Source organism: Stenotrophomonas sp. Ste86 (assembly GCF_024519465.1).
Classification (GTDB): Bacteria; Pseudomonadota; Gammaproteobacteria; order Xanthomonadales; family Xanthomonadaceae; genus Stenotrophomonas.
The window spans coordinates 1-20,645 of record NZ_JALJRW010000001.1; the positions used below are offsets into that span (position 1 = coordinate 1).

The following is a 20,645-nucleotide window of genomic DNA, read 5'->3' on the forward strand; positions in this document are numbered from 1 at the left end:
CACTGCTGTCGCCGCCGATGACCAGCTTGTCCGAGGCGGCATCGTCGCCGGCCAGCACGGTGTTGAACAGCAGCGTGCCGCCGTTGCCGGTGTAGTTGCCGCTCACGGTCAGGGTGTTGAACGCGGTGCCGTTGCCCAGCGCGACTACACCGCCGGTCGCCGCGGTCAGCGTGTTGACGCTACTGTTGCCCGTGAGCTGCCAATAGCCGCCCTGATCGATGGTAGCGGCGTTGACGCCAGTGAAGCTGCCGTTGATGCGACCGCCGTTGGAAAGGGTAACGTTGCCAACGCTGCCATCGGCGGCGACCAGGACGTTGCCATCCAGCACGCTGCCTTCCACGAAGAGGTTGGCCGTGGTGATGCGGTCGGTGGCAGACCCTTGCTCGACGGTGAGGATGTTGCCGTCACCGCCGCTGAGCGAGGCGCCGTTACGGACGAAAATGTCGGTGCTGGCGAGCAGGCCGGTCCCGTCGGAGCGGACGTTGATCGCGCTGCCCGCGGTGCCGACCACCGACGATCCGTCGATGATGACCGTGCCGTCGCCGGGCCTGGCGACGGCGAGTGAACTGGCGTGCAGAATGCTCAGGCCGTGCGCCTCTCCGCGGATGACCGAGCCGTTGAGCGCAGTCACCGCGCCGCCGAACGTGGTGATCGCACCGTCAAACTCAGTGCCCCCCGTCGCGGTGATGCTGGAATTGGAGAGCGTGATCGCGCTGCCGCTGCTCACGGTGGCAGCGCTCGCTATGCCGCTTATAGTGCTGTCAGTAAAGGCGGCACTCGAACCCACGAGCGAACTATCCACGAGCAGTGAAAGCGCGGTGCCGCCCGTATTGGAAAGCGTCCCGCGGTTGAATACGGCACTTGACTGCCCGCCTAGCGACAACGCGCGGAACGGAGTGTTGGCAGCAATGGAACCCCCTGTAACGCTGACGGTTGCGCCGTTGCCCGCGGTCGTTCTTCCTGCGGTCGCACCATCACTCAAGGTGATGGCGGCGTTATCCACCTGGATGTCGGCGGCGGCGGCGCCCGGTGCCACAGTCAGGGCCGCACCATCAGTCACCGACCAGGATTCCAGCGGATCGCCGGGGTTGACGGTGTACGTCGTGCCGGGGCCGGTGACAGTGCCTGCGATGGCGGACAATGGGCCGAGAAAAAGCGCGGCAGCGACGGCGCTGGCGAGGACATGGCGGGAGGTCAGATACATGGGAGGCGTCCGTTAGGGAGGGAGTGCTGCCAGTCACCGAGAGCATTAAATGACGGAGAAAACGTGATGCGCTCGTGATACGCGTCTCATGCTTTCGCAAGATGAATGGCGCGGAGAGAGCGAAAGTGCTGCCGTCTCGGGGGTAGGGGAAGTCTGGGGCCAGCTGAAACTGTGATCCATGCAACTAATTGCAATTGCGCCCCAAGGCTGAATGGCCGTTACGGATCGATGGCGTCAATAGGGAGCGAAACGGTGCAGCGCATGTCTTCGCTGGCTCAACGCGCTGCAACATGCGGTCGCACATCGCCGGTGCTAGGATCGGCCACACCTTGAATCGATCTAAATCCAAGCACATGACCAGAACGGGGACGTCAGGATGGGTGGGGCTCGCAATGGGCGCCCTGTTGATAGCCGGTGCCGCCAACGCGGCGCCCATGGCAGTGGGTGAACGTGCCTACGCCGCCGTCGATCCCTTCATCGGCACCGGCGGGGAAGGGCATACCTATCCCGGCGCCACGGTGCCGTTCGGCATGGTCCAGCTCAGTCCGGACACCCGCATCCAGCCGCGCGAAAAGGCCTACGGCTGGGCAGCCGGTTATCGCCATGACGACAGCAGCATCGTCGGCTTCTCGCACACGCATTTCTCCGGCAGCGGCCATTCGGACCTGGGCGACGTGCTGGTGATGCCGTTCACCGGCGATCCGGGGCTGGAGCGCGGTGACCCGGACACGCCAAAAAGTGGCTATGCCTCGCGCTTCCACCATGACAATGAGAAGGCCGAGCCGGGTTACTACGCGGTCACGCTGGACGACTACAAGGTACGCGCCGAGCTCACTACCAGCGCGCGCACCGGCGTACACCGTTACACCTATCCAAAGGGCGAGAAGGCGCGCGTGCTGCTCGACCTGCGCACCAGCCTGTATGACTATCCGGGCAAGATCCTGTGGTCGCGGCTGCGCCTGCAGCCCGATGGCACGGTCACCGGCTTCCGCGAAACCCGCGGTTGGGCGCCGGGCCGGCAGCTGTATTTCGCGATGCGTTTCTCGCGCCCGCTGACCGGCCACGCCTTGCACAACACCGAAACCGACATTGCCTACAAGGGCTTCCCGCCGCCGGGCCAGAACGATCCCACCCAGCGCCCGCAGATCGAGGGGCGGCAGCTGGTGGGGACGTTCGATTTCGGCACGCTGGATGCCCCGCTGGTGGTCACCGTGGCCATCTCGTCGGTGAGCGAGCAGGGCGCGATCGCCAACCTGGACGCCGAAGCGAAAGACCAGAACTTCGACCGCGTGCGCGCCGATGCGAAGCAGCAGTGGACCCAGGCGTTGTCCGCCGTGGACATCGAGGCCCCCGCGCATGACCTGCGCAGCGCCTACACCGCGCTGTACCACAGCATGCTGGGCCCAACCCTGTTCATGGATGCCGATGGCCAGTACCGCGGTTCGGACAATGCCGTGCACCGCGCCGAGGGCTACACCAACTACTCCACGTTCTCGCTGTGGGACACCTACCGTGCGCTGCATCCGTTGCTGACCCTGGTGCAGCCGGAAAAGCGCAACAGTGATTTCATCAATTCGCTGATCGCCCACCAGCAGCACAGTGCGTACGGCATGCTGCCGGTGTGGGCGTTCCACGGCCAGGAAACCTGGTGCATGATCGGCTACCACGCCGTGCCGGTGATCGCCGATGCCTACCTCAAGGGTATCCGCGGTTTCGATGCGGACAAGGCGCTGGATGCGATGGTGGCCACCGCCAACTACGGCCCGTATGACGGCATCGCGCAGTACCGCGAACTGGGCTGGGTGCCGATCGACGAAGAGGGCGAGGCGGCCAGCAAAACGCTGGAGTACGCCTTCGACGACTGGACCATCGCGCGCATGGCCGAGGCCATGGGCCGCAAGGACGTGCAGGCCACCTTCGACGGCCGCGCCGGCAACTGGCGCCATGCCTATGACGCCGGCACCGGCTTCATGCGCGCACGCAAGCGCGATGGCAGCTTCCGCGAGCCCTTCGATCCATCGGCCAGCGGGTACGGCACCGACTACACCGAAGGCAACGCCTGGCAGTACTCGTGGTATGTGCCGCAGGACGTGGCCGGGCTGGCGCAGGCCCATGGTGGCAGCGACACGCTTCTGGCGCGCCTGGACCAGGTGTTCGAGGCCAAGGTCGACCCGTCGATCTTCGAGCATATGGAAGACATCACCGGCCTGATCGGCTGGTACGCGCACGGCAATGAGCCCAGCCACCACGTGGCCTACCTGTACGCGCATGCCGGCCAGCCGTGGCGCACGCAGGCCCGCCTGAAGCAGATCATGGACACCCAGTACGCCGACCGTCCCGATGGCCTGGCCGGGAATGACGACCTGGGCCAGATGTCGGCCTGGTACGTGTTCACCGCGCTGGGCTTCTACCCGGTCGCGCCGGGCAGTGGCGAATACATCATCGGCCGGCCGTTCGTGCCCAAGGCCACGTTGAACCTGCCCAACGGCAAGCAGTTCCGCATCGTTACGCAGGGGATGGACAAGGGGCACCAGTACGTGGGCTCGGTTACCCTCAACGGGCAGCCGCTGCAGCGCACCTTCCTGCGCCATGCCGAGATCCTGGCCGGCGGCGAGCTGCGCTTCACCCTGCAGGCCGAACCGAACAAGGCGTGGCCGGGGGAGGGCGCGCAGGCGCCGTACTCGATGTCGCGCTGAGCATTGGGCGAAACCCGTCAACCTTTGCAGGGCAAGGGCTGTCCCGACGTGGGGCAGCCGAGTCGGGCCAAAATGGGATTTATGTCCAATTTGGCCAAAAGGCGTATGATGGCCCCATATCCCGCGCTGGAGCCTGCCATGACGTTGCCCTTGGATCTGCCCGGCCTTGAAAAGGCCACTGCATCATCGGTAAAGACCCGTGGCTGGCCGAGCCTGATGCGCACCGTGCGTGAAAAGCAGGCGCTGGTGATTACCAACCACAACCACCCCGAAGCGGTGATCGTCGATATCAAGGCCTACCAGGAACTGCTGGCCAAGGCCGCCGGCGCCGGTGGCGACGCGCGCGGCGGTGAGCTGGAACGCCTGCGTGCGCAGTTCGATACGCAGTTGGCCGGGCTCAACCGCGACGGCGGGCTTGGCAAGGTGCTGGGCAAGCCGATCCATCGCGGCAAGATCACCCCCGGCAAGTCGCTCTGACCGGTGGGGCGGATTCTGGTGCTGGCCGGCGTCAACGGCGCCGGCAAAAGCTCGCTATTGGGCACGTTGCTGGAGGCGAAGGGGCTGTCCTGGTACAACCCCGACGCGTTCACCCGCGCCCTGGTCGAGGCCGGCTGGGTGGAGGCCGAGGCCAACGCAATGGCCTGGCACGAAGGCACGCGGCGGCTGCGCCAGGCCATGCTCGATGGCAGCGATTTCGCCTTCGAAAGCACGCTCGGCGGCAATACCATCCCACGCCTGCTGCGTGAGGCCTGCGCCTCGCACGAGGTCGCGATCTGGTTCTGCGGCCTGGACAGCGTGGCCCTGCATATCGAGCGCGTGGCGGCCCGGGTGAGCCGCGGTGGCCACGACATTCCGCAGGACAAAATCCACGCCCGCTACGATGCCTCCCGCGAAAACCTGATCGAGCTGCTCCCGTACCTGGCCGAGGTGCATGTCTACGACAACAGCGCTCCGCTGGACGAACAGGGCCGCGCCGACCCGCGGCCCTTGCTGCAACTGGACCGCACCGGCCTGCATTACCCGGTCTCGGTCGCCGAACTGCTGCACACCCCGGACTGGGCCAAGCCGATCGTGATGCGGGCGATGGAGCTGCACGCCGGCGCTGCCTGACGCTGCGGCGGGCGGCAGTGCACACGCGGCACACACATCCGTATGCGCGGTGCTTACATCCACCTGCCTACCTTGGACCTCGGGCGCAACGGCGACCCGTTTTCCCAAGGAGTCCACGATGCAGCAGCACATTCCCGCAGGCACCCTCGTCGTCGTCGCAGACGGCGGCTCGGCCCGTGTGTTCACCAATGTCGGCGATGGCCGCACCCTGCAGCTCAAGCAGCACGATGAGCTGAAGGTCCAGGACATCAGCGCGCAGGGTGTCTCCGGCCAGGGACCGTCGGGCTCGATGCCGCAGGACATGAGCATCTCGCAGATGAACGAGGCTACCTTCGCCAAGCAGTTGGCCGGGCAGTTGAACGAGGACGCCCTCAACAACCGCTATGCCCACCTGGTGCTGATCGCCGATCCGCAGACGCTGGGGCGGATCCGCCCGCAGCTGCACAAGGAGGTCCAGTCGCGGTTGCTCGCCGATCTGGCCAAGGATCTCACCAACGCCCCGCTCGAAGACATTCAACGGGCGCTTGAGCAGGCGCGATGAGCTACAGCCGCGACTACGCCAGCCAGGAGCCGTCACGCGCCGAGATCGATGCGGGCACCGGCTGGCAGCTGGTCGAGTTCGGTGCCCCGTGGTGCCCGCATTGCAGTGCCGCCCAGTTGGCCCTCAAGGACTGGCTGGATGCGCACGAGATGCCGCATTTGAAGATCGAAGACGGTAAAGGGCGGCCTGCGGGCCGCTCGTTCAAGGTCACGCTGTGGCCGACCGTGATCCTGCTGCGTGATGGGCAGGAAGTGGCACGGGTGGTGCGACCGCGTGGCGATAACGATCTGGCCGTGTTCGATCACGCGCTGCAGGGCTAGAATCCCGGCGTTGGTTGTTTGCCGGGATCTGCGCGTGCCTTACCGAAAAAAGCACATCACCGCCGTCGATGGGCAAGGCCGCAGCATGCCGTTCGCGCCGGATGTGCCGGTGCTGTGCCGCGCGCGCGACTACACCCCGGGCACGGTGATTCCGCTGCACCATCATCCCGACCGCCATCAACTGGTGTACGCCGAGACCGGCGTGCTGGTGGTGCAGGCGGGCGCCGGGCGCTGGGTGGTGCCGAGCACGCGCGCGATCTGGATGCCGGCCGGCATGGGGCACAAGGTGAGCTGCATCGGCGCGGTCGGCATGCGCAGCCTGTACATCCTGCCGTCGGCCATGGCACATGCGCCAGACACCGCGTCGACCGTATCGGTCACGCCGCTGTTGGCGGCCTTGATCCGCGCCGCCGTCGAGGTGCAGCCGCCGTATCTGCAGGACTCCCGCGACGGTCGGGTCACGCAGCTGATCCTGGACGAACTGGAGACGCTGCCGGTGTTGCCGCTGCACCTGCCGCAACCGCTGGATCCACGACTGCAGGCCATCGCGCGCCGGCTCGAATCCGCCCCGGATGATCCCTCCACGCTGCAGGACTGGGCGCGTCGGCTTTCGGTGGACGTCAAGACGATCCAACGCTTGTGTGCGCGCGAAGTGGGCATGACCTTCGGCCAATGGCGGCAGCAGGCGCGGTTGCTGCGCGCCCTGGAGCGTCTGGCGCACGGCGACAAGATCATCGATGTGGCGCTGTCGCTGGGGTATGCCAGCCCCAGCGCGTTCACCGCGATGTTCAAGAAGCGCTTCGGGCAACGGCCGAGCCAGTTCTTCCAGTAGCGCCGCGCACCTGCCGCGCGTAGCGTCGCGTCAGTGCGGCCTGGTTTTGGGCAGGAACGCCGTTGCCAGGCCCAGCAGGGGCAGGTACGAGGTGAAGTGGTAGACCCACACGATGCCGTGGATGTCGGCGAGCTTGCCCAGGCCCGCCGCGCCGATGCCGCCGATCCCGAACATCAGGCCGAACATCAGCCCCGATACCATGCCGACGCGGCCGGGTACCGCTTCCTGCGCATACACCACCAGCGCGGCGAAGGCCGAGGACATCACCAGGCCGACCGCGATCGCCAGCACCGCCGTGCCCATGAGGTTGGCGTAGGGCAGGGCGAGTGCGAACGGCGCCACGCCGAGGAACGAAATCCAGATCACCGCCTTGCGCCCGATCCGGTCGCCGACCGGGCCGCCGATGAAGGTGCCCAGCGCGATCGAGGCCAGGAAGATGAAGAGATACATCTGACTCTGCTGCACGCTCAGGTGGAAGCGCTCGATCAGGTAGAAGGTGAAGAAGTTGGTGAACGAGGCGATGTAGACGAACTTGGCGAACATCAGCACCGAGATCACCGCAATGGCCTGCACCACTTTTCCGCGGCCGAGGCCGGTGCCGTGGCTGCGCGCCAGGCTGCTCATCTTGGCCTGGCCATGGCGCACGGTCCAGCCGGTCAGCCGGAACAGCACGAAGATGGCGACGGCGGCGATCAGCATGAACCAGCCGATGGCGCGTTGCCCGTGCGGAATGACCACCGCGGCGGCGAGCAGCGGGCCGATCGCCGAGCCGGTGTTGCCGCCGACCTGGAACGTGGACTGCGCGGTGCCGAAGCGCCCACCGGAGGCCATCCGTGCCACGCGCGAGGCTTCTGGATGGAACGTGGCCGAGCCCACGCCGACCACTGCGGCGGCCACCAGCAGCATTTCGTAACTGTTGGCAAGGGCCATCATCGCGATGCCGATGAAGGTGGCCACCATGCCCGACGGCAGCAGGTAAGGCAGCGGCCGTTTGTCGGTATACATGCCCACCCACGGCTGCAGCAGCGAGGCGGTGACCTGGTACACCAGCGCGATCACCCCGATCTGGCCGAAGCTGAGCTGGAACTCGCTCTTGAACATCGGATACACCGCCGGCAGCACGGCCTGGATCATGTCGTTGAGCAGGTGCGCGAACGCGGCGGCGCCGACGATGCGGATCGCAAAGCCCTGGTTGGCGGGTACGACGGGGGCGGCCGAGGGGATCGGTGCGGGTGCGGGGGAGGGCGTTTGTGGGGTCATGGACGGCATCGAAAGCAGGGCACGCTTGCCGGCACCGTGCGGGGGCGTTGCAGCGCCGCGTGGTCCCGGACCCGTGGGGAGGGGAGGGGACGCCCAGAATAGGACCGTTGCCTTCTCCCGTCTCGCGCGATATGGGCGCGGGTCGTCGCAAATGGGGCATGGATCGCGCCGCGTTGCGTCGTGGACCTCATTTTAAGGCGTCCCCTCTACAATTGAGGGCTTCAAGCAATGAGGACACGGCAATGAATGCCGCAGCAGACAAGGACGATGCAGCCAGCATCGCGCAGCATCGAACCGCCGCCGAGGTCGCCTTCAATCCTGATTACGCGTCGGCCAACAGTGAGTACCGCGCCGCAGTGGGCAGCGGCTCGATCACCTGGAATCCGGGCGATGGCGCGGTCAAGGGCGCCATCGAGCGGGACGTTGCCAAGGTGGGCTCCACGGCGCAGACGCAGGCTCAGGCGGTGACCTTCACGCACGCGAGCGCCGACGGCCTGGTGAACTATCAGGTGCAGATGGAGCGCTCAGCGGGCGCACGCGCGGAGGTGGGGGGTGGATCGAGCCGTGGCGCGGCCGCCGAGACGGCCACCACCGCCGGTGTACGCGGGCGCTACCTGGTCAGCCTGCCGGCCGGCAGCGATGCGGTCGATGCGGCGAAGGTGGACCCGTTCACGCCCACCACGATTCCCGTCGGTGGCCGCGTCACGCTCGATGCCCAGGCGTTCCAGGGCACTGCGCTGGACGCCAGCTTCCGCCACATCGCCACCCAGACACAGCTCACCGAGGCCTCGGGCGCGAGCTATCGCGTGGACCGCCTCGATGCCGGGCATGTGCGCGTGACCATGGGGCCCAACCAGGCCGTGTCGGCATTCAACGGCCTGGGCGTGTCGGCCGGCGGTGTCAGTGCCATGCTCGGCCGCCAGGATGCGCTGGGGCAATCCACGCTGAAGACCGCCACCTTCGACCTTGGCCAGCCCGATGGCCAGGCCGCCTACGCGCACTTTGTCGGTACCGGCGAAATCGCCGCGCAAACGCCGGGGGTGGATGCGGTCGCCACCGTCGAACGGCTGGGCATGAGCTCGCAGACGCGGCTGAAGGTCGGCGTGGGCGAGCACTTCAGTGCCGATCTGGGCGGTGCGCGCAACAGTGGCGACGTGGTGCGCACGCGCTTCGAGGATGGCAGCCATGTGGATGCACGCCGGGTGGAATACAGCGACAACGTGCCCATGACCCGGCTCAGCGTGCATGCCGCCGACGGCCAGGAGAATGTCGACGCGCGCCGCTACGAGTTCCAGTTCGACCTGCGCAACGCGCCGCAGGCCCAACAGATCGCCGGCCTGCTCAACACCGCGCTGACCGGCGAGACCCGGCGCGCCGGGCCGGTGCAGGCCGGCGACACCCTCACCCTGGGCTTCAGCGAGGCGCAGATGCGCACGCTGATGCAGCAGACCCAGGCCATGGTGCAGGACAACCCCACCGCCGACCGGCGCTGGCGGTTGTTGGCCGAAGATGGCCACGGCCAGCCGCAGCAGGACGTGGACGCCTTCGCCACCACGCTGGCACGCCTGCAGGGCCAGTCCGCGTATGGCATGGCCGAGCGCCTGTTCCATCTTTCCAACGCCGCCGACGGCGACCCGCGCAAGGGCTTCGAGCCGATCGCCGCCAGCGTGGACAGCCCGCGCCTGCGCGACCTGCCCGCACCGTCGCCGCTGCTGCCGCAGGATCCGCGCCATGCCGACAGCCCCGATCACGGGTTGATGCGGCAGAGCCAGAACGCAGTGGGGGCGCTGGATCAGGGCATGGGCCGTCAGCCCGATGCGATGAGCGAGCGTCTGTACATGGGATTGGTGGTGGCGGCACGCCGAGAAGGTCTGGAGCGGATCGACCAGGCGCAGCTCAGCGACGGCGGCCAGTACGCGTTCGCCGTGCAGGGCGAGCCGCATGCGGCGGACCGCAAGCTGGCCCGTGCCGAGACCAGCGAAGCGCTTGCCACGCCGGTGGGTGAGCATGTGCGCGCACTGCAGGAGGTGGCGCCCGCGCACGTACGCGACGCGCAGGCCGAACAGCAGCAGGTGGAAGAGCGTGTGCAGTCGCAGGCGCAGGGGATGTCGCGCTGATGACGCATCCGTGGGCCGCGCTGGCCGTTGCCCTGGCCAGCGCCGGCGCACCGGCTGCAGAACTGCTGCAGCCGGGCATCTATCGGCTGGACCCGGACGCGTGGTTGCAGGCTGCCCCGGCCACGCCAGCCCCAGGCGAGGCGTTCAAGCAGCGCTTCGCGCATGCGATTCCCGCCAGCGCCAAGGTGCGCGTTGCCTTCGTATCGCGCGATCCGCAGGGGCAGCGGAACACGCTGGTATTCGTCACCGACCCGGGCTATCGCTACGACATCAACAGCGAGAACAGGCTCTGCCCGGCCTATGCATTCCCTGACTGGAACGACCGCTCCGACGCGCAGCCCTACTGCCGCACCAACATCAATGGCGATGGCAGCGAAGCCGCGTTCGACTGGAGCACCACGCAGTTCACTGTGCGCTGGAACGATCGCAAGCGTGCCACCGGCACCGAGCACATCCCGCCGCAGCGCAAACCCACCGCCGATGAGGTCGGGGCCTGCGCGATCAGCGACGTCTGTGCCCCCGAGGCTTACGGTCGCAGCGTCACCCATTACGAGGTGATCCATCCGCGTGATCGCTTCGTGCTACAGCAGGCGCGTGACTATTCCGATGTGTTGTATCTGCCTATCGACGTGGTTGCGCAGGCTGAGCCGTTGGCGACCCGTGCGGGCGAGCCGCTGAAAGCAGGCAGCTATCTCGCGGTGGTATCGCGCACGCCGGCATGGTTCCAGATCGAACGCATCGCATCGGACGGCAGCACTGCGTCAGGCTGGATCGACCGCGATGCGTTGTCCCGACCCGAGTGGGTCGTGCAGACGGCGGTGACGCCGGCGTTTCGGTTCCGGCTGGGCTTCGAGCGCAACGACAGCGATGACGACGACCCGCAACGGGTGCTGAGCGCCATCGACGTTCTGGACGCCACCACCGGCAAGCGCGTGCAGATCCTGCGCGATTTCGATGCCGATCCCATCGGTGGAGCAGGGGACGTGCTGCAACTGGTGGATGCCAACTTCGACGGCCACCCGGACATCCTGTTGCCGGGGATGTCCGGCGGCGCGGGACCCAACAGCACCGACAACGTGTTTCTGTTCGACCCGGCCTCGCAGAACTTTGTCTACGACGCCACCTTGTCAGGCATGCCACAGCTGTCCATCAATGCGGCGCAGCGCACCGTGACCTCTTCCGCGCGCAACGGCTGCTGCGCGCACGCCTCGGAAACCTACCGGTATCGTGACGGCAGCTTGGAATTGTTCGAGAGCTGGGAAGAGGCGCTGTCCGCCGATGGCGAGTCGGTCGACACCACGCGCGGCGTGCTTCGCAACGGCCGCATGACGTACAGCACGGTGCGCAGCCCGGCCGAGCATTGAGCCCGGCCCGGCCTGCCGCCCACCGCCACGATCACCAGTCGGTGGGGGCGTAGTCCTTCAGGAACTGGCCCCAGACGTGCTCGCCGCTGTTGAAGCCGTGGATGATCGGGTCGACGATGCGCGCGGCGCCATCGACGATGTCCAGCGGCGGATGGAAGCGCTCCTGTTCCACCTTCTTCGCGGCCAGATCGGCCGGATCCTCGTCGGTCACCCAGCCGGTGTCGACACTGTTCATGTGGATGCCGTCGTTCTGGTAATCGGCCGCCGAGGTGCGCGTCATCATGTTCAACGCGGCCTTGGCCATGTTGGTATGCGGATGCCGGGTGGTCTTGAAGTTGCGGTAGAACTGCCCCTCCATCGCCGACACGTTGACGATGTGCTTGTCGCGCTCGGGCGTGCGCAGCATCAGCGGCTTCAGCCGCGCATTGATGATGAACGGCGCAATGGCGTTGACCAGCTGGGTCTCCAGCAGTTCCACCGATGGCACTTCGTCCATCTGCATGCGCCACGAATTGCGGCCGCGCAGATCGATCTGCTGCAGGTCCTGGTCCAGGCGGCCATCGGGGAACAGGTGCTGCTGGCCGACCAGTTCGTCATCCAGCAGCGGCACCTGCGACAGCTCGGCGGCGCGGGTCAGGCCGTTGGCACCGTTGAAGCCCTGGTCCTGCACTACCGGCAGCGCAGTGGCCGAGGTGGCGCCCAGCAGCTCGGCGCTGCGCAGGCCCTCGTAATCGCCGATCAGGCGGCGCAGCGTCTCGGGCACCTCATGCAGGGCCGCGGTTTCGCCGGCCATCATGTGCGCATAGAACTGCGGCGGGCGGCGTACCGTCTGGCAGGCGTTGTTGATGATGAAATCCAGCCGCGTTCGCGTGGCCAGCAGTTCGCTGCAGAACGCTTCCACACTGGGCGTGTGGCGCAGGTCCAGCCCGTACACCTGCAGGCGGTGGCCCCACTCGGCGAAGTCGGGCTCTTCGGCGTAACGCGCCGCCGAATCGCGCGGGAAGCGCGTGGTCACGATCAGCTCGGCACCCGCGCGCAGCAGCTTCAGCCCGGCCTGGTAGCCGATCTTGACCCGGCCGCCGGTCAGCAGCGCCACGCGGCCGCGCAGGTCGGCGGTCTCGGTGCGCTTGACGAAGTTCAGCTCGGCGCAGGTGGGGCACATCTGGTCGTAGAAATGGTGCAGCTGGGTGAACTTCTGCTTGCATACATAGCAGTGGCGCAGCTCGGGCGAATGCACCGGTTCCGGCGCAGCGCTGGCGTTCTCGCCGTTGTGCGCATCGTGCAGACCCGCCGCATGCGGCGGGAAGTAGTTCGGCGTGCTGAACACCGGCTTGCGCCGCAGGGCGCGGATGCCGGTTTGATCGAGCAGGGCCTCGGCCTTGCGCACCTTTTCCTGGTGGCGCTGCTTGGCCTGCTGCTTGAGCATCTGCCGGCGTGCCTTCGGCTCGGGGTGATAGACCTTGGCCACCACCTGGTGCAGCCGCGCACGATCGGCGTCGGGCAGGGTGTCGAGCACGCTGCGGTCGGCCTCGATCGCCTCCAGAAGGTCGAGTGCGGCGCGCAGGCGGTCGGTCAGGGGGAGGTCGTCGGCATCGACGGGAGTGGCAATGGTATTCAATTCAGATCCGGGAGCAGCGGCGGGGATACAGCGACAGACGGCAGAGCGATGACCGCCTCGATGCGGGTCCGTGCTGTAGCGGACCGGGGCGTCCGGTCGGCGGGTATTGTCCCCGATCCGGGGGTGTTGGCGCCAATGTGGTGTCGCGCGGGAGGCGTCTAGAAGCGGGTGTACGGCCGACGGACCGGCCATGGGGAGGCACTGAATGCGTTCAGGTCGCCATTTCTGCCTGGCTGGCGCGCAGTGTGGGGGCGCCTTACGTGCAAGAGGGCGATGGGACTTTGACGGACTGCCCCCGGGCCTCCGTTGCCGCGTGACCCATGCAGGGCGTTGAAACGCGCCAAAGTGAGATTCAATCCACATATTCACGTGAATATAGGGACATTCCACCGGCGACGTGTTGAGCGTCAAATATTTGGTGCTTCGGGTAGGCGATTTCGATCACGGATAGCTCACCTCGATTATGGCCCCGTCTGGAGATGATCGATGTTCGCCACGACCGCCCGGGGAGAGGGCGGCTGGCGCCGTGTCATGGCAACGCACCGCGCCCAGCAGGCGCGGCATGTGGCGTGGACATCGCAGCATCCCGCGATGGCGCCGCGTGGCACCTATCGTGCGATCGCCTGGTGTGCTCGCACCGGGTTGCCAATCCAGAGGGAGTTTCAATGCACAGGCAAGTCAGTGAAATGCTGCAGCGCGCATATCGTCCGTACCCCTCGTTGCCCGAACTGTTGGGTGCGTTCGTGGAGGAGTTTTCGCAGCACCAGGCATTGCGCGGCGGGCGCGTACGGCTGCGCGGAATGGCCGCAGACGGCCAGGCGACGACGCCGGCCACCGTCGGTGATCGTGAACTACCGGCGTCGCAGCGGCTACCCATCCGCTACGGCGACGAGGTGCTGGGAGAGCTCCACCTGGAAGGCAAGAGCGGGCTGCTGGACGACACCGCGCTCGCCTTGGGTGAATTGTTTGCCCATCGCTGCGCACAGCTGATAAAACGCTACGAAACCAAGACCTGGGCAGAAGCCGTCCTGAGCCGACCGCTGCTCCTGGTGGGTACGTGTGAAGCGATGAAGCAGATCGAGGGGTTCGTCGAACGCGCCGTGGCCAGCAGCCTGCCGGTGCTGGTACGCGGTGAATTCGGCACAGAAAAAGTAGAGCTTGCCGCGGCCCTGCACAGCTGTGGTCCGTCACGGTTGGGGCCGTTCGTCGAGGTCAACTGCGCCCATCCGCTGGGTGAGCCCGGCGACTGGTTTGCACGTGCGCAGGGCGGCACGTTGTACTTCCATGAGGTCGATGAGTTGCCGGCGAGCCTGCAGGGGCAGCTTCCGCACCGTATCCAGGGACTGAATGCCGCTGTGGCCGATGCCCGACCCGTGCAGCCCACCCGGGTGATCGCCTCCAGCAGCGTAGATCTGGAACAGCGTGTGCGTGACCGGCAGTTCTCGCGCGCGTTGCTGGCCGGCCTGGAGTTTCTCACCGTGGATATTCCCCCCTTGCGCGAACGCGTCGAAGACATCGGCGCACTGGCCGCCCGCGCTCTGGATCTGCACGGGTTCGATTCCCAGGTAATCCGTGGGGAATTGCTGGAGATACTGCGTCGCCATGATTGGCCGGGCAACCTGCTGGAGATGGAGCGGGTGGTGGTGCGGCTGGCGGTAATGACCGCGGGCCGTCCGATCCGCAGGGAGGATGTGATGCGGCACGCGCCGGGGCTGTCCTGGGCGATGGAGGCGACCGCCGCCGCGGCGCCCGCCGCGACGGCGACCGACCCCGGCGCCTTCCCGCTGGATGAGGTGGACGCGGGGGTTGATCCCTCGGCCACAGACGCGCGCGAAGGCCGCGATCTGCCACGGTCCGCATATGATCGCCTGAACGACGGTCTGCATGACGGCCTCAAGCGTGCGCTTGCCTATCTCAAAGACCACGCGGCCGAACCGCTCACCCTGGGCGACCTCGCCAGGCAGGCACACGTCAGCCAGTCCCACCTCGGGTTCCTGTTTCGCAACGAGCTGGGTACCACGTTCAAGCCGCTGTTGCAGCAGTTGCGGATCGAACATGCCAAACAGTTGCTGCGCAGCGAACAACGCCTGCGCATCACCGATGTGGCCCTTCAGGTCGGCTTTGGCGACCTGAGCCATTTCGAGAAAAGCTTCCGGCGGGTGGTGGGGGTCAGTCCACGCAGCTACCGGCGCACGCCCGCCGGATAATGCTCCTGGTCAAGCGGCCTAGCGGCGCTGTTCCCACTTTGCGTCGTCCTCGGCGGCGGCTTCGGTAGCGCGGCGAACAGCGTCTTCGGCGGCGGCATCTGCCCGGCGAGCCGCTTCGTTGGCGGCTTCGATCGCATGTTGGGAGGCTTCCATCGCCGCGCGAATGGACTGCTCGGTGGCCGCCATCGCCGCTTCAGCCAGTTCCTGTGCGATCTCCATCGGGCTTTTGCGGGGGGGGCGGCCACCGTCCGGTGGCGAAGGAAGCGGGGTCGGGAAGGTCATCGGGATGGCTCCGTCTGGGGAAGAGGAAGGGTGCCCGCCAGCGCGGGCACCCAGGAGATGGCGCAGCGCGGCCTGCGCGCTGGCCAGGATCTGATCGGCCTGTAGTCGCGCGGCTTGCCGGCCGGCGACAACCGCGTCACCGGCCGCCGCAGCCAACGACGTGCACGCGTGCTCCGGCCCGTGCGACGGCGCCACGACCGTCACGCCGAACTGGCCTGGTAACCTAGCATCGCTTCGGATGCGTCATCGCCGAGCAGCCGGTTGTACTGCGCCAGGGTGATGATGTTGTCTTCCACCTGCACCAGCGCTCGCTGCCGCGAGGCCTCGATCGGGAACTGCACGCTGGCGCCGTCCTGGCCCAGCCGCCCACGATGGACCGGGTGTTCGTTGAGAAAGGCCTGGGCTTCGCGCATCTGCCGGCGCGCTGCCTCGCGGATGGTCTCGTGATCCAGGGGCATTCCATGCAGGGCTACCGCGACCTGCTGGGCGGCCAGGGAGATCCGTGCGAAGCCAACCGGTCGTCCTGCCTCCAGTGTCTCGGCGATGGCCTGGCGCACTTCTTCAGGCGCCGGCAGGCGCGGCAGCTGTGGCCCGTCCAGCGCACCGAACAGCATGGGCAGCAGGATCTGCAGCGCGTGCGTGGCGCGCTCCAGCCGCTGCTCGGCGGTTGCGGCGGTGTGCTGGGTGCGCAGGTAGAAGCGGTAGTAATCGCAGAACTCGATCGGTCGCCGTGCGTGCTGCAGTGCGAAGTCCGCTGCCTCCCCTCGGGTTGCTCCGCTGGGCAGCTGCGGCCCCTGTTCGGCGGCCAGCTGCCACAGCGCAAGGCTTTCGCGGAAATCCAACTGCTGCAGCAGCGGCGCATCGGCGCCACCGACAGCTGCCAGGAAAGGACGGTAGGACTGCAGCGCAGCGTTGCTGACCAGGGAATGCCGCGACAGCAGGCGCTGCACGCTGTCGGCCAGAGCGCTGCCGTGTTCGCCATGCTCCACCCGGTACAGCGTGTCGATATCTTCCCCGCCCAGGCTGAGCAGTTTGATCGGACTCACCTGCAGGCCGGTCTGCGGCAGCCAGGCCAGACGAGAGCCGTGCAGGCCCTGCTGGATGCCATCCAGCAGCATGCTTTCGTCGGCGAACTGATAGCGATGCTCGTGGGCATCGATGGCCCACTGCAACCAGGGCTGGCCGCCATCGACAAGGGTCAGCACCTGCCGGCACACACTGCTGAGCAGGCCGAGGTGGGGAATGGAACGACCAGCAACGAAAAGACTCATCTGCGGTTCTCCTTGGGGGCCTCAACCGGCCGGAAATCCTTTGAGTACGGATGCGGCGGCGGTGCCGACGCGATTGAAATCCTCCGTCGCCCCCTGCATCATCGATTGCGCCTGATTGAGCACTTTTGCATATTTTTCGTCGCCCGTGGCCAGGTACTGGGCCATGGCCACGCCCGCCGCGGTGGTGGCGATGGTGGAGACGTTGCGCAGCGCATCGGCGGCGTCCTGCACGGCGATCGCCGCCGACTGGGCCACCGACTGGTAGGCCTTGCCCGCACCGCTGGTGAGCACCACCTGGGGGCTCATGGTGGCGGTCTGCACCTGGTTGATGACGTCGATGACCTGGGCGTTGACGTTGCTCGGGTCCATAAGAACTCCTCCAAGGACATGCGCAGGGGTGCGCTGTTACCGGTGCTTCAGGGGCGGGCATCCGCGTCGCCTGGATCGGCGTGGCGGGAGGGGGCAGGCGCGGAATCCGGGGCGGGACCCACGGCCGGGTCCGGACCGGGCGCAGGGTCGGGCACGGGACCGGGCGCGGACGCCGACGTACCTGCTGCAAGCACTTCGAGTGTATGCAGGTTGGCAGCGGCGGTCGCTGCATCGGCGCTGGCACCATGGGTCTGTGCCTGCAGGATGCCGATGGCGGTCATTCCTTCATTGGTGGCTGCCGCAATCACCGCCGCCGGCGAAGGCGGCGTGGGCTGCGGGCCGGGAAGCGGGAGGACATTGGGCGGCGTCGGCGGTGTCGGCGGTGGCGGGGGAGGCGGCGCGGGGAACGGGGCGTTGATCATTTTCGCACACGTGGCCGTGACCGCCGCGGCGCTGACCATGCCGCCGCCCTGCTGGCGGTTGACGGCGTTGTGCATGGCCGTACCCAGCGTCTCAAGCATCACTACATCCAGCATGCCAAACGCCTGCGAAGCGGCCTGGCCGGTGGTCAGGGCTGCCAGCGTGCTGACGCTGTCGACCATCTGGGTGTTGACCGTGTTGTCGTTGATCATGATGGAACCGCTCCCTTCTGGATGATCAGGGCCAGCACCTGGGCGAGGCTCGCGCCTGCCGTGACCTGGCCGCGCTGCTGGTTGGCCACGGCGTTCTGCATCGCCAGGCCGAGTGAGTCGGCCATCGCAAGATAGGTGGCCGACATCGCGAATGAAGGCGCCAACGCGATCGCCAAGGCCGACTCCGCGCTGGTGGCTTCCAGCAGGTAGGCAATGGCGGGCGAGGCGGCCATGGATCAGAGGTCCGACGTGACGCCACCCAGGCTCGGGGCGCCGCGGTGGGCGTCACGCCGGACCGACACGTCAGCGCAGACCCAGGATTTCGCGGGTGGCCACGCCGTTGGAGGCGGTGTCGATCGCATACAAGGTCGACACCCCCTGGGTGGTCGAGGCCTGCATGGTCACGTAGGACTGCTGTTGGTTGTTGGTGGCGTTGTGCGCGGCGTTGGACAACGCCTGGCTGGTGGCCACGAACAGGTTGCCCATTGCGATGGCCGGTGCATCACCAAGAACCTTGGTGTTGACCTGCGACACCGAGTCGGTGATCTGGCTGTTGACGGCGGTAGGGAATGCCATGGTGAAGACTCCTTGGGGTGGACGAAGCTACGGAAACGGAGACTGGCGGCCATCACTGCGATCAGCCGAACGTCTTCCGGGTGGCGGCGCCGGTGGCGCCGGTATCGACTGCATAGAGCAGTGAAACGCCCATCGTGGTCGCGGCCTGCGCCGTGACATACATCTGCTGCTGGGCGAGGGTTGCGTTGTGGGCGGCGTTGGCCAGTGCCTGCGCCGTGGCCTGGTAGAGGCTGCCCATGGCCGTGGCAGGGGCAACCCCCAGCACCTGGAGGTTGGCCTGGGTGACCGAGTCGGTGACCTGGTCATTCACAGCGGTTGGAAATGCCATGGGTCAGCTCCTTGCCCGGCGGCGCGTCAAGCGCCGAGGATCTGTTTGGTGGCCACGCCGGTGGTGGCCGTGTCGATCGAGTACAGGGTGGCCACGCCCATCGTGGTGGCTGCCTGGGCCGTCACGTAGGACTGCTGCTGCGCGTTGGTGGCGTTGTGGGCGGCGTTGGCCAGCGCCTGCGCGGTAGCCTGGTAGAGGTTGCCCATTGCGATGGCCGGCGCATCGCCGAGCACTTTGGTGTTGGCCTGGGTAACCGAATCGGTGATCTGGTCGTTGACGGACGTCGGGAATGCCATGTCGTGCTCCTTGAGGGTGGCGGATCAACAGCAATCAAACCGGATCAGGAACCGAGCCCGCGCACGCGGGTGCTGAAGACTTCCTTGGTAGCCACAGCGGTGCTGGCGGTATCGATCGAGTACAGCGTGGCCACGCCCATGGTGGTGGCCGACTGCGCGGTCACATACGACTGTTGCTGGGCGTTGGTAGCGTTGTGGGCGGCGTTGGCCAACGCCTGCGAGGTGGCCTGGTAGAGGTTGCCCACCGCGATGGCGGGCGCGTCGCCCAGCACCTTGGTATTGACCTGGGTAACCGAATCGGTGATCTGGTCGTTTACCGCGGTTGGAAATGCCATGTTCTGCTCCTATGAAAGATGGAACTGCCTGGGGTCCAGTGTCACGGTGCATTGCGCCGAAGTGTCTGTGCGTCACCGTGTATGCAGAGTAGAAACATCGCGGCGGCGTGGATTGGTGGAATCGACGAAGAATACGGCGGATCTGGCGTGAAAGAGGGCGCTGCAACACGGGGAAAACGCGGGTGGGTGCAGGGCGCCCCCCAAAACACGCGCGGGACCTTAAACGCAGCGGGGCTGCGCCGGGGTGGAAAACCCGGGGCAGCCCCGCTGCGGGAGGTATGGCGATGCTGGGCTCAGGGAACGGGAAGCCCCGCGATGTAACGCGCGATCGCGGCATACCAGTCGATGGACTGCGACCCTGCTTGCGGGACCTGCGGCAGGACGACGCTCTGCTGGACCCCCAGGACGTTGCAGATGTCGGCCTGCTCGACCAACTGCAGTCGATCCAGTTCCCAGTCCGCCACGCTGGTCGCGGTGGGCCTGCCCATCATGGCAGGGCGTCCGGCCAGGTTGGCGTTGAGGGTCGCCAGGGTGCCAGCGTCCACTTCAAGGGGGGCATCGAAGCAGACCAGCACGAATGAGACCCTGCCTGGCCGCGGCCCGAATTCGACGAGTGCGAACCTTGCAAATTCCGGGCCGAGTGGGGTGCCCGTCTCCTCGGCGAACTCGCGGCGGGCAGCCGGCTCGGCCGCCTCGCCCAGTCCCATGCGCCCGCCCGGCAGTGCCCATTGCCCGGCCTGGTTGACGAGCGTTTCCGGGCGCTGGGAAATCCAGGTTTCCAGCGCCAGCTGTGCCGCCGCGATGCGCCCGACCAGCCCGGCGTCGGGCCAAACGGTGATCGGCGGGGTCCCGAGCGGCGTCGCGGCAGCGAATCCGGCTGTCCTGGAGGCCCGGTCCGCCGCCGTCAGCACGGATGGAAGCGCAACCTGCAGCGCTTGAACCGTGTCGGCGCCGGCGGCCGTCGCGACCTGTGCCGAGGCATCCCTGACCGCATTGAGCGTGGTGGCGGCGGCCGGCGTGCTGCCCCAGGCCGATTGCGCTGCGGCAGCGGCATCGACCAGTAGCGTGCCCGCCTGGGCGGTCAGGTCCGCCCGGGCAGGCGAGGTGAGTGCAGCGGCCAGCAGGGCGGCAGCTTCCACCACCAATGCTGGCGTGGCAATGCTGCTCCACCAGCTATTGGTGACGCGTTTGCGCGCGATCAACCATTGCGTTCCGGAACGTACCGCAGCGTAGGCTTGTGTCATCACGACTCTCCTCGGGGTGGGCAGCATGGGCGCTCCGCCGGAC

At 67.0% G+C, this 20,645-nt stretch carries 22 protein-coding genes; 9 read left to right on the top strand and 13 right to left on the bottom strand.

Annotated elements, in window-relative coordinates:
• The coding region (locus NR101_RS00005) for an autotransporter outer membrane beta-barrel domain-containing protein (protein WP_256774365.1) at positions 1-1,204 on the bottom strand (1,204 nt) is incomplete at its 3' end.
• A 353-nt stretch (positions 1,205-1,557) separates the two neighbouring features.
• Here NR101_RS00005 and NR101_RS00010 point away from each other — a divergent pair.
• From NR101_RS00010 to NR101_RS00035, 6 genes are all read left to right on the top strand, one after another.
• Positions 1,558-3,900 (top strand): GH92 family glycosyl hydrolase, encoded by a 2,343-nt coding sequence (locus NR101_RS00010; protein ID WP_256774364.1) that lies wholly within the window; start codon positions 1,558-1,560, stop codon positions 3,898-3,900.
• Positions 3,901-4,038: 138 nt separating this feature from the next.
• Positions 4,039-4,377, top strand: a complete 339-nt coding sequence (locus tag NR101_RS00015; RefSeq protein WP_256774363.1) for a type II toxin-antitoxin system Phd/YefM family antitoxin — start codon at positions 4,039-4,041, stop codon at positions 4,375-4,377.
• Between the two features lie 3 nt (positions 4,378-4,380).
• On the top strand, positions 4,381-5,010 hold the full coding sequence (locus NR101_RS00020) for a hypothetical protein (RefSeq protein WP_256774362.1): 630 nt from the start codon (positions 4,381-4,383) through the stop codon (positions 5,008-5,010).
• A gap of 118 nt (positions 5,011-5,128) precedes the next feature.
• Positions 5,129-5,551 carry a host attachment family protein gene (locus NR101_RS00025; protein WP_256774361.1) on the top strand — a complete coding sequence of 141 codons (423 nt, stop codon included), beginning with the start codon at positions 5,129-5,131 and terminating at the stop codon, positions 5,549-5,551.
• Positions 5,548-5,871 carry a thioredoxin family protein gene (locus NR101_RS00030; RefSeq protein WP_256774360.1) on the top strand — a complete coding sequence of 108 codons (324 nt, stop codon included), beginning with the start codon at positions 5,548-5,550 and terminating at the stop codon, positions 5,869-5,871. The genes NR101_RS00025 and NR101_RS00030 overlap by 4 nt, the downstream gene beginning before the upstream one ends.
• An 85-nt stretch (positions 5,872-5,956) precedes the next feature.
• Complete coding sequence (locus NR101_RS00035) at positions 5,957-6,703, top strand: helix-turn-helix transcriptional regulator (protein ID WP_256774380.1); 747 nt, start codon at positions 5,957-5,959, stop codon at positions 6,701-6,703.
• A gap of 30 nt (positions 6,704-6,733) precedes the next feature.
• On the opposite strand, the gene NR101_RS00040 is transcribed toward NR101_RS00035, so the two are convergent.
• Positions 6,734-7,963, bottom strand: coding sequence for an MFS transporter (locus NR101_RS00040; RefSeq protein ID WP_256774359.1), 1,230 nt, complete (start codon positions 7,961-7,963; stop codon positions 6,734-6,736).
• Positions 7,964-8,205: 242 nt separating this feature from the next.
• Between NR101_RS00040 and NR101_RS00045 the strand changes: the two genes are divergently transcribed.
• The gene (locus NR101_RS00045) at positions 8,206-10,080 is read left to right on the top strand and encodes an XVIPCD domain-containing protein (RefSeq protein ID WP_256774358.1); all 1,875 of its coding nucleotides are present in this window, start codon (positions 8,206-8,208) and stop codon (positions 10,078-10,080) included.
• The gene (locus NR101_RS00050) at positions 10,080-11,444 is read left to right on the top strand and encodes a hypothetical protein (protein WP_256774357.1); all 1,365 of its coding nucleotides are present in this window, start codon (positions 10,080-10,082) and stop codon (positions 11,442-11,444) included. The genes NR101_RS00045 and NR101_RS00050 overlap by 1 nt, the downstream gene beginning before the upstream one ends.
• A 31-nt stretch (positions 11,445-11,475) precedes the next feature.
• Here the strand turns inward: NR101_RS00050 and NR101_RS00055 are convergent, their stop codons facing one another.
• Positions 11,476-13,062, bottom strand: coding sequence for an SDR family oxidoreductase (locus NR101_RS00055; protein ID WP_256774356.1), 1,587 nt, complete (start codon positions 13,060-13,062; stop codon positions 11,476-11,478).
• A gap of 665 nt (positions 13,063-13,727) precedes the next feature.
• On the opposite strand from NR101_RS00055, the gene NR101_RS00060 reads away from it, so the two are divergent.
• Entirely contained in the window at positions 13,728-15,269 is a 1,542-nt protein-coding gene (locus NR101_RS00060) for a helix-turn-helix domain-containing protein (protein WP_256774355.1), read from the top strand.
• Between the two features lie 18 nt (positions 15,270-15,287).
• On the opposite strand, the gene NR101_RS00065 is transcribed toward NR101_RS00060, so the two are convergent.
• The 10 genes from NR101_RS00065 to NR101_RS00110 form a co-directional block, all read right to left on the bottom strand.
• The gene (locus NR101_RS00065) at positions 15,288-15,488 is read right to left on the bottom strand and encodes a hypothetical protein (protein ID WP_256774354.1); all 201 of its coding nucleotides are present in this window, start codon (positions 15,486-15,488) and stop codon (positions 15,288-15,290) included.
• 263 nt (positions 15,489-15,751) lie between these two features.
• Positions 15,752-16,822 carry a hypothetical protein gene (locus NR101_RS00070; protein ID WP_256774353.1) on the bottom strand — a complete coding sequence of 357 codons (1,071 nt, stop codon included), beginning with the start codon at positions 16,820-16,822 and terminating at the stop codon, positions 15,752-15,754.
• A 21-nt stretch (positions 16,823-16,843) separates the two neighbouring features.
• Positions 16,844-17,191 (bottom strand): hypothetical protein, encoded by a 348-nt coding sequence (locus NR101_RS00075; RefSeq protein WP_256774352.1) that lies wholly within the window; start codon positions 17,189-17,191, stop codon positions 16,844-16,846.
• A 47-nt stretch (positions 17,192-17,238) separates the two neighbouring features.
• Entirely contained in the window at positions 17,239-17,823 is a 585-nt protein-coding gene (locus NR101_RS00080) for a RebB family R body protein (protein WP_256774351.1), read from the bottom strand.
• Positions 17,820-18,056, bottom strand: coding sequence for a RebB family R body protein (locus NR101_RS00085; RefSeq protein WP_256774350.1), 237 nt, complete (start codon positions 18,054-18,056; stop codon positions 17,820-17,822). Before NR101_RS00085 ends, NR101_RS00080 begins: the two co-directional genes overlap by 4 nt.
• A 70-nt stretch (positions 18,057-18,126) precedes the next feature.
• Positions 18,127-18,399 carry a RebB family R body protein gene (locus NR101_RS00090; RefSeq protein ID WP_005416651.1) on the bottom strand — a complete coding sequence of 91 codons (273 nt, stop codon included), beginning with the start codon at positions 18,397-18,399 and terminating at the stop codon, positions 18,127-18,129.
• A gap of 61 nt (positions 18,400-18,460) precedes the next feature.
• Positions 18,461-18,727: a RebB family R body protein gene (locus NR101_RS00095; RefSeq protein ID WP_256774349.1), complete on the bottom strand. Its 267-nt coding sequence runs from the start codon at positions 18,725-18,727 to the stop codon at positions 18,461-18,463.
• Between the two features lie 26 nt (positions 18,728-18,753).
• Positions 18,754-19,023, bottom strand: a complete 270-nt coding sequence (locus NR101_RS00100; RefSeq protein WP_256774348.1) for a RebB family R body protein — start codon at positions 19,021-19,023, stop codon at positions 18,754-18,756.
• Positions 19,024-19,067: 44 nt separating this feature from the next.
• Entirely contained in the window at positions 19,068-19,358 is a 291-nt protein-coding gene (locus NR101_RS00105) for a RebB family R body protein (protein WP_256774347.1), read from the bottom strand.
• Positions 19,359-19,651: 293 nt separating this feature from the next.
• Positions 19,652-20,602, bottom strand: a complete 951-nt coding sequence (locus tag NR101_RS00110; protein ID WP_256774346.1) for an NUDIX domain-containing protein — start codon at positions 20,600-20,602, stop codon at positions 19,652-19,654.
• Positions 20,603-20,645 lie beyond the last annotated feature (43 nt).

Bases quoted from the DNA above. Each gene is read 5' to 3' on its own strand.
- NR101_RS00010 (WP_256774364.1), top strand. From the start codon at position 1,558: ATGACCAGAACGGGGACGTCAGGATGGGTGGGGCTCGCAATGGGCGCC.
- NR101_RS00015 (WP_256774363.1), top strand. From the start codon at position 4,039: ATGACGTTGCCCTTGGATCTGCCCGGCCTTGAAAAGGCCACTGCATCA.
- NR101_RS00025 (WP_256774361.1), top strand. From the start codon at position 5,129: ATGCAGCAGCACATTCCCGCAGGCACCCTCGTCGTCGTCGCAGACGGC.
- NR101_RS00030 (WP_256774360.1), top strand. From the start codon at position 5,548: ATGAGCTACAGCCGCGACTACGCCAGCCAGGAGCCGTCACGCGCCGAG.
- NR101_RS00035 (WP_256774380.1), top strand. From the start codon at position 5,957: ATGCCGTTCGCGCCGGATGTGCCGGTGCTGTGCCGCGCGCGCGACTAC.
- NR101_RS00040 (WP_256774359.1), bottom strand. From the start codon at position 7,963: ATGACCCCACAAACGCCCTCCCCCGCACCCGCACCGATCCCCTCGGCC.
- NR101_RS00045 (WP_256774358.1), top strand. From the start codon at position 8,206: ATGAATGCCGCAGCAGACAAGGACGATGCAGCCAGCATCGCGCAGCAT.
- NR101_RS00050 (WP_256774357.1), top strand. From the start codon at position 10,080: ATGACGCATCCGTGGGCCGCGCTGGCCGTTGCCCTGGCCAGCGCCGGC.
- NR101_RS00060 (WP_256774355.1), top strand. From the start codon at position 13,728: ATGCACAGGCAAGTCAGTGAAATGCTGCAGCGCGCATATCGTCCGTAC.
- NR101_RS00065 (WP_256774354.1), bottom strand. From the start codon at position 15,488: ATGGAGATCGCACAGGAACTGGCTGAAGCGGCGATGGCGGCCACCGAG.
- NR101_RS00070 (WP_256774353.1), bottom strand. From the start codon at position 16,822: ATGAGTCTTTTCGTTGCTGGTCGTTCCATTCCCCACCTCGGCCTGCTC.
- NR101_RS00075 (WP_256774352.1), bottom strand. From the start codon at position 17,191: ATGGACCCGAGCAACGTCAACGCCCAGGTCATCGACGTCATCAACCAG.
- NR101_RS00080 (WP_256774351.1), bottom strand. From the start codon at position 17,823: ATGATCAACGACAACACGGTCAACACCCAGATGGTCGACAGCGTCAGC.
- NR101_RS00085 (WP_256774350.1), bottom strand. From the start codon at position 18,056: ATGGCCGCCTCGCCCGCCATTGCCTACCTGCTGGAAGCCACCAGCGCG.
- NR101_RS00090 (WP_005416651.1), bottom strand. From the start codon at position 18,399: ATGGCATTCCCTACCGCCGTCAACAGCCAGATCACCGACTCGGTGTCG.
- NR101_RS00095 (WP_256774349.1), bottom strand. From the start codon at position 18,727: ATGGCATTTCCAACCGCTGTGAATGACCAGGTCACCGACTCGGTCACC.
- NR101_RS00100 (WP_256774348.1), bottom strand. From the start codon at position 19,023: ATGGCATTCCCGACGTCCGTCAACGACCAGATCACCGATTCGGTTACC.
- NR101_RS00105 (WP_256774347.1), bottom strand. From the start codon at position 19,358: ATGGCATTTCCAACCGCGGTAAACGACCAGATCACCGATTCGGTTACC.
- NR101_RS00110 (WP_256774346.1), bottom strand. From the start codon at position 20,602: ATGACACAAGCCTACGCTGCGGTACGTTCCGGAACGCAATGGTTGATC.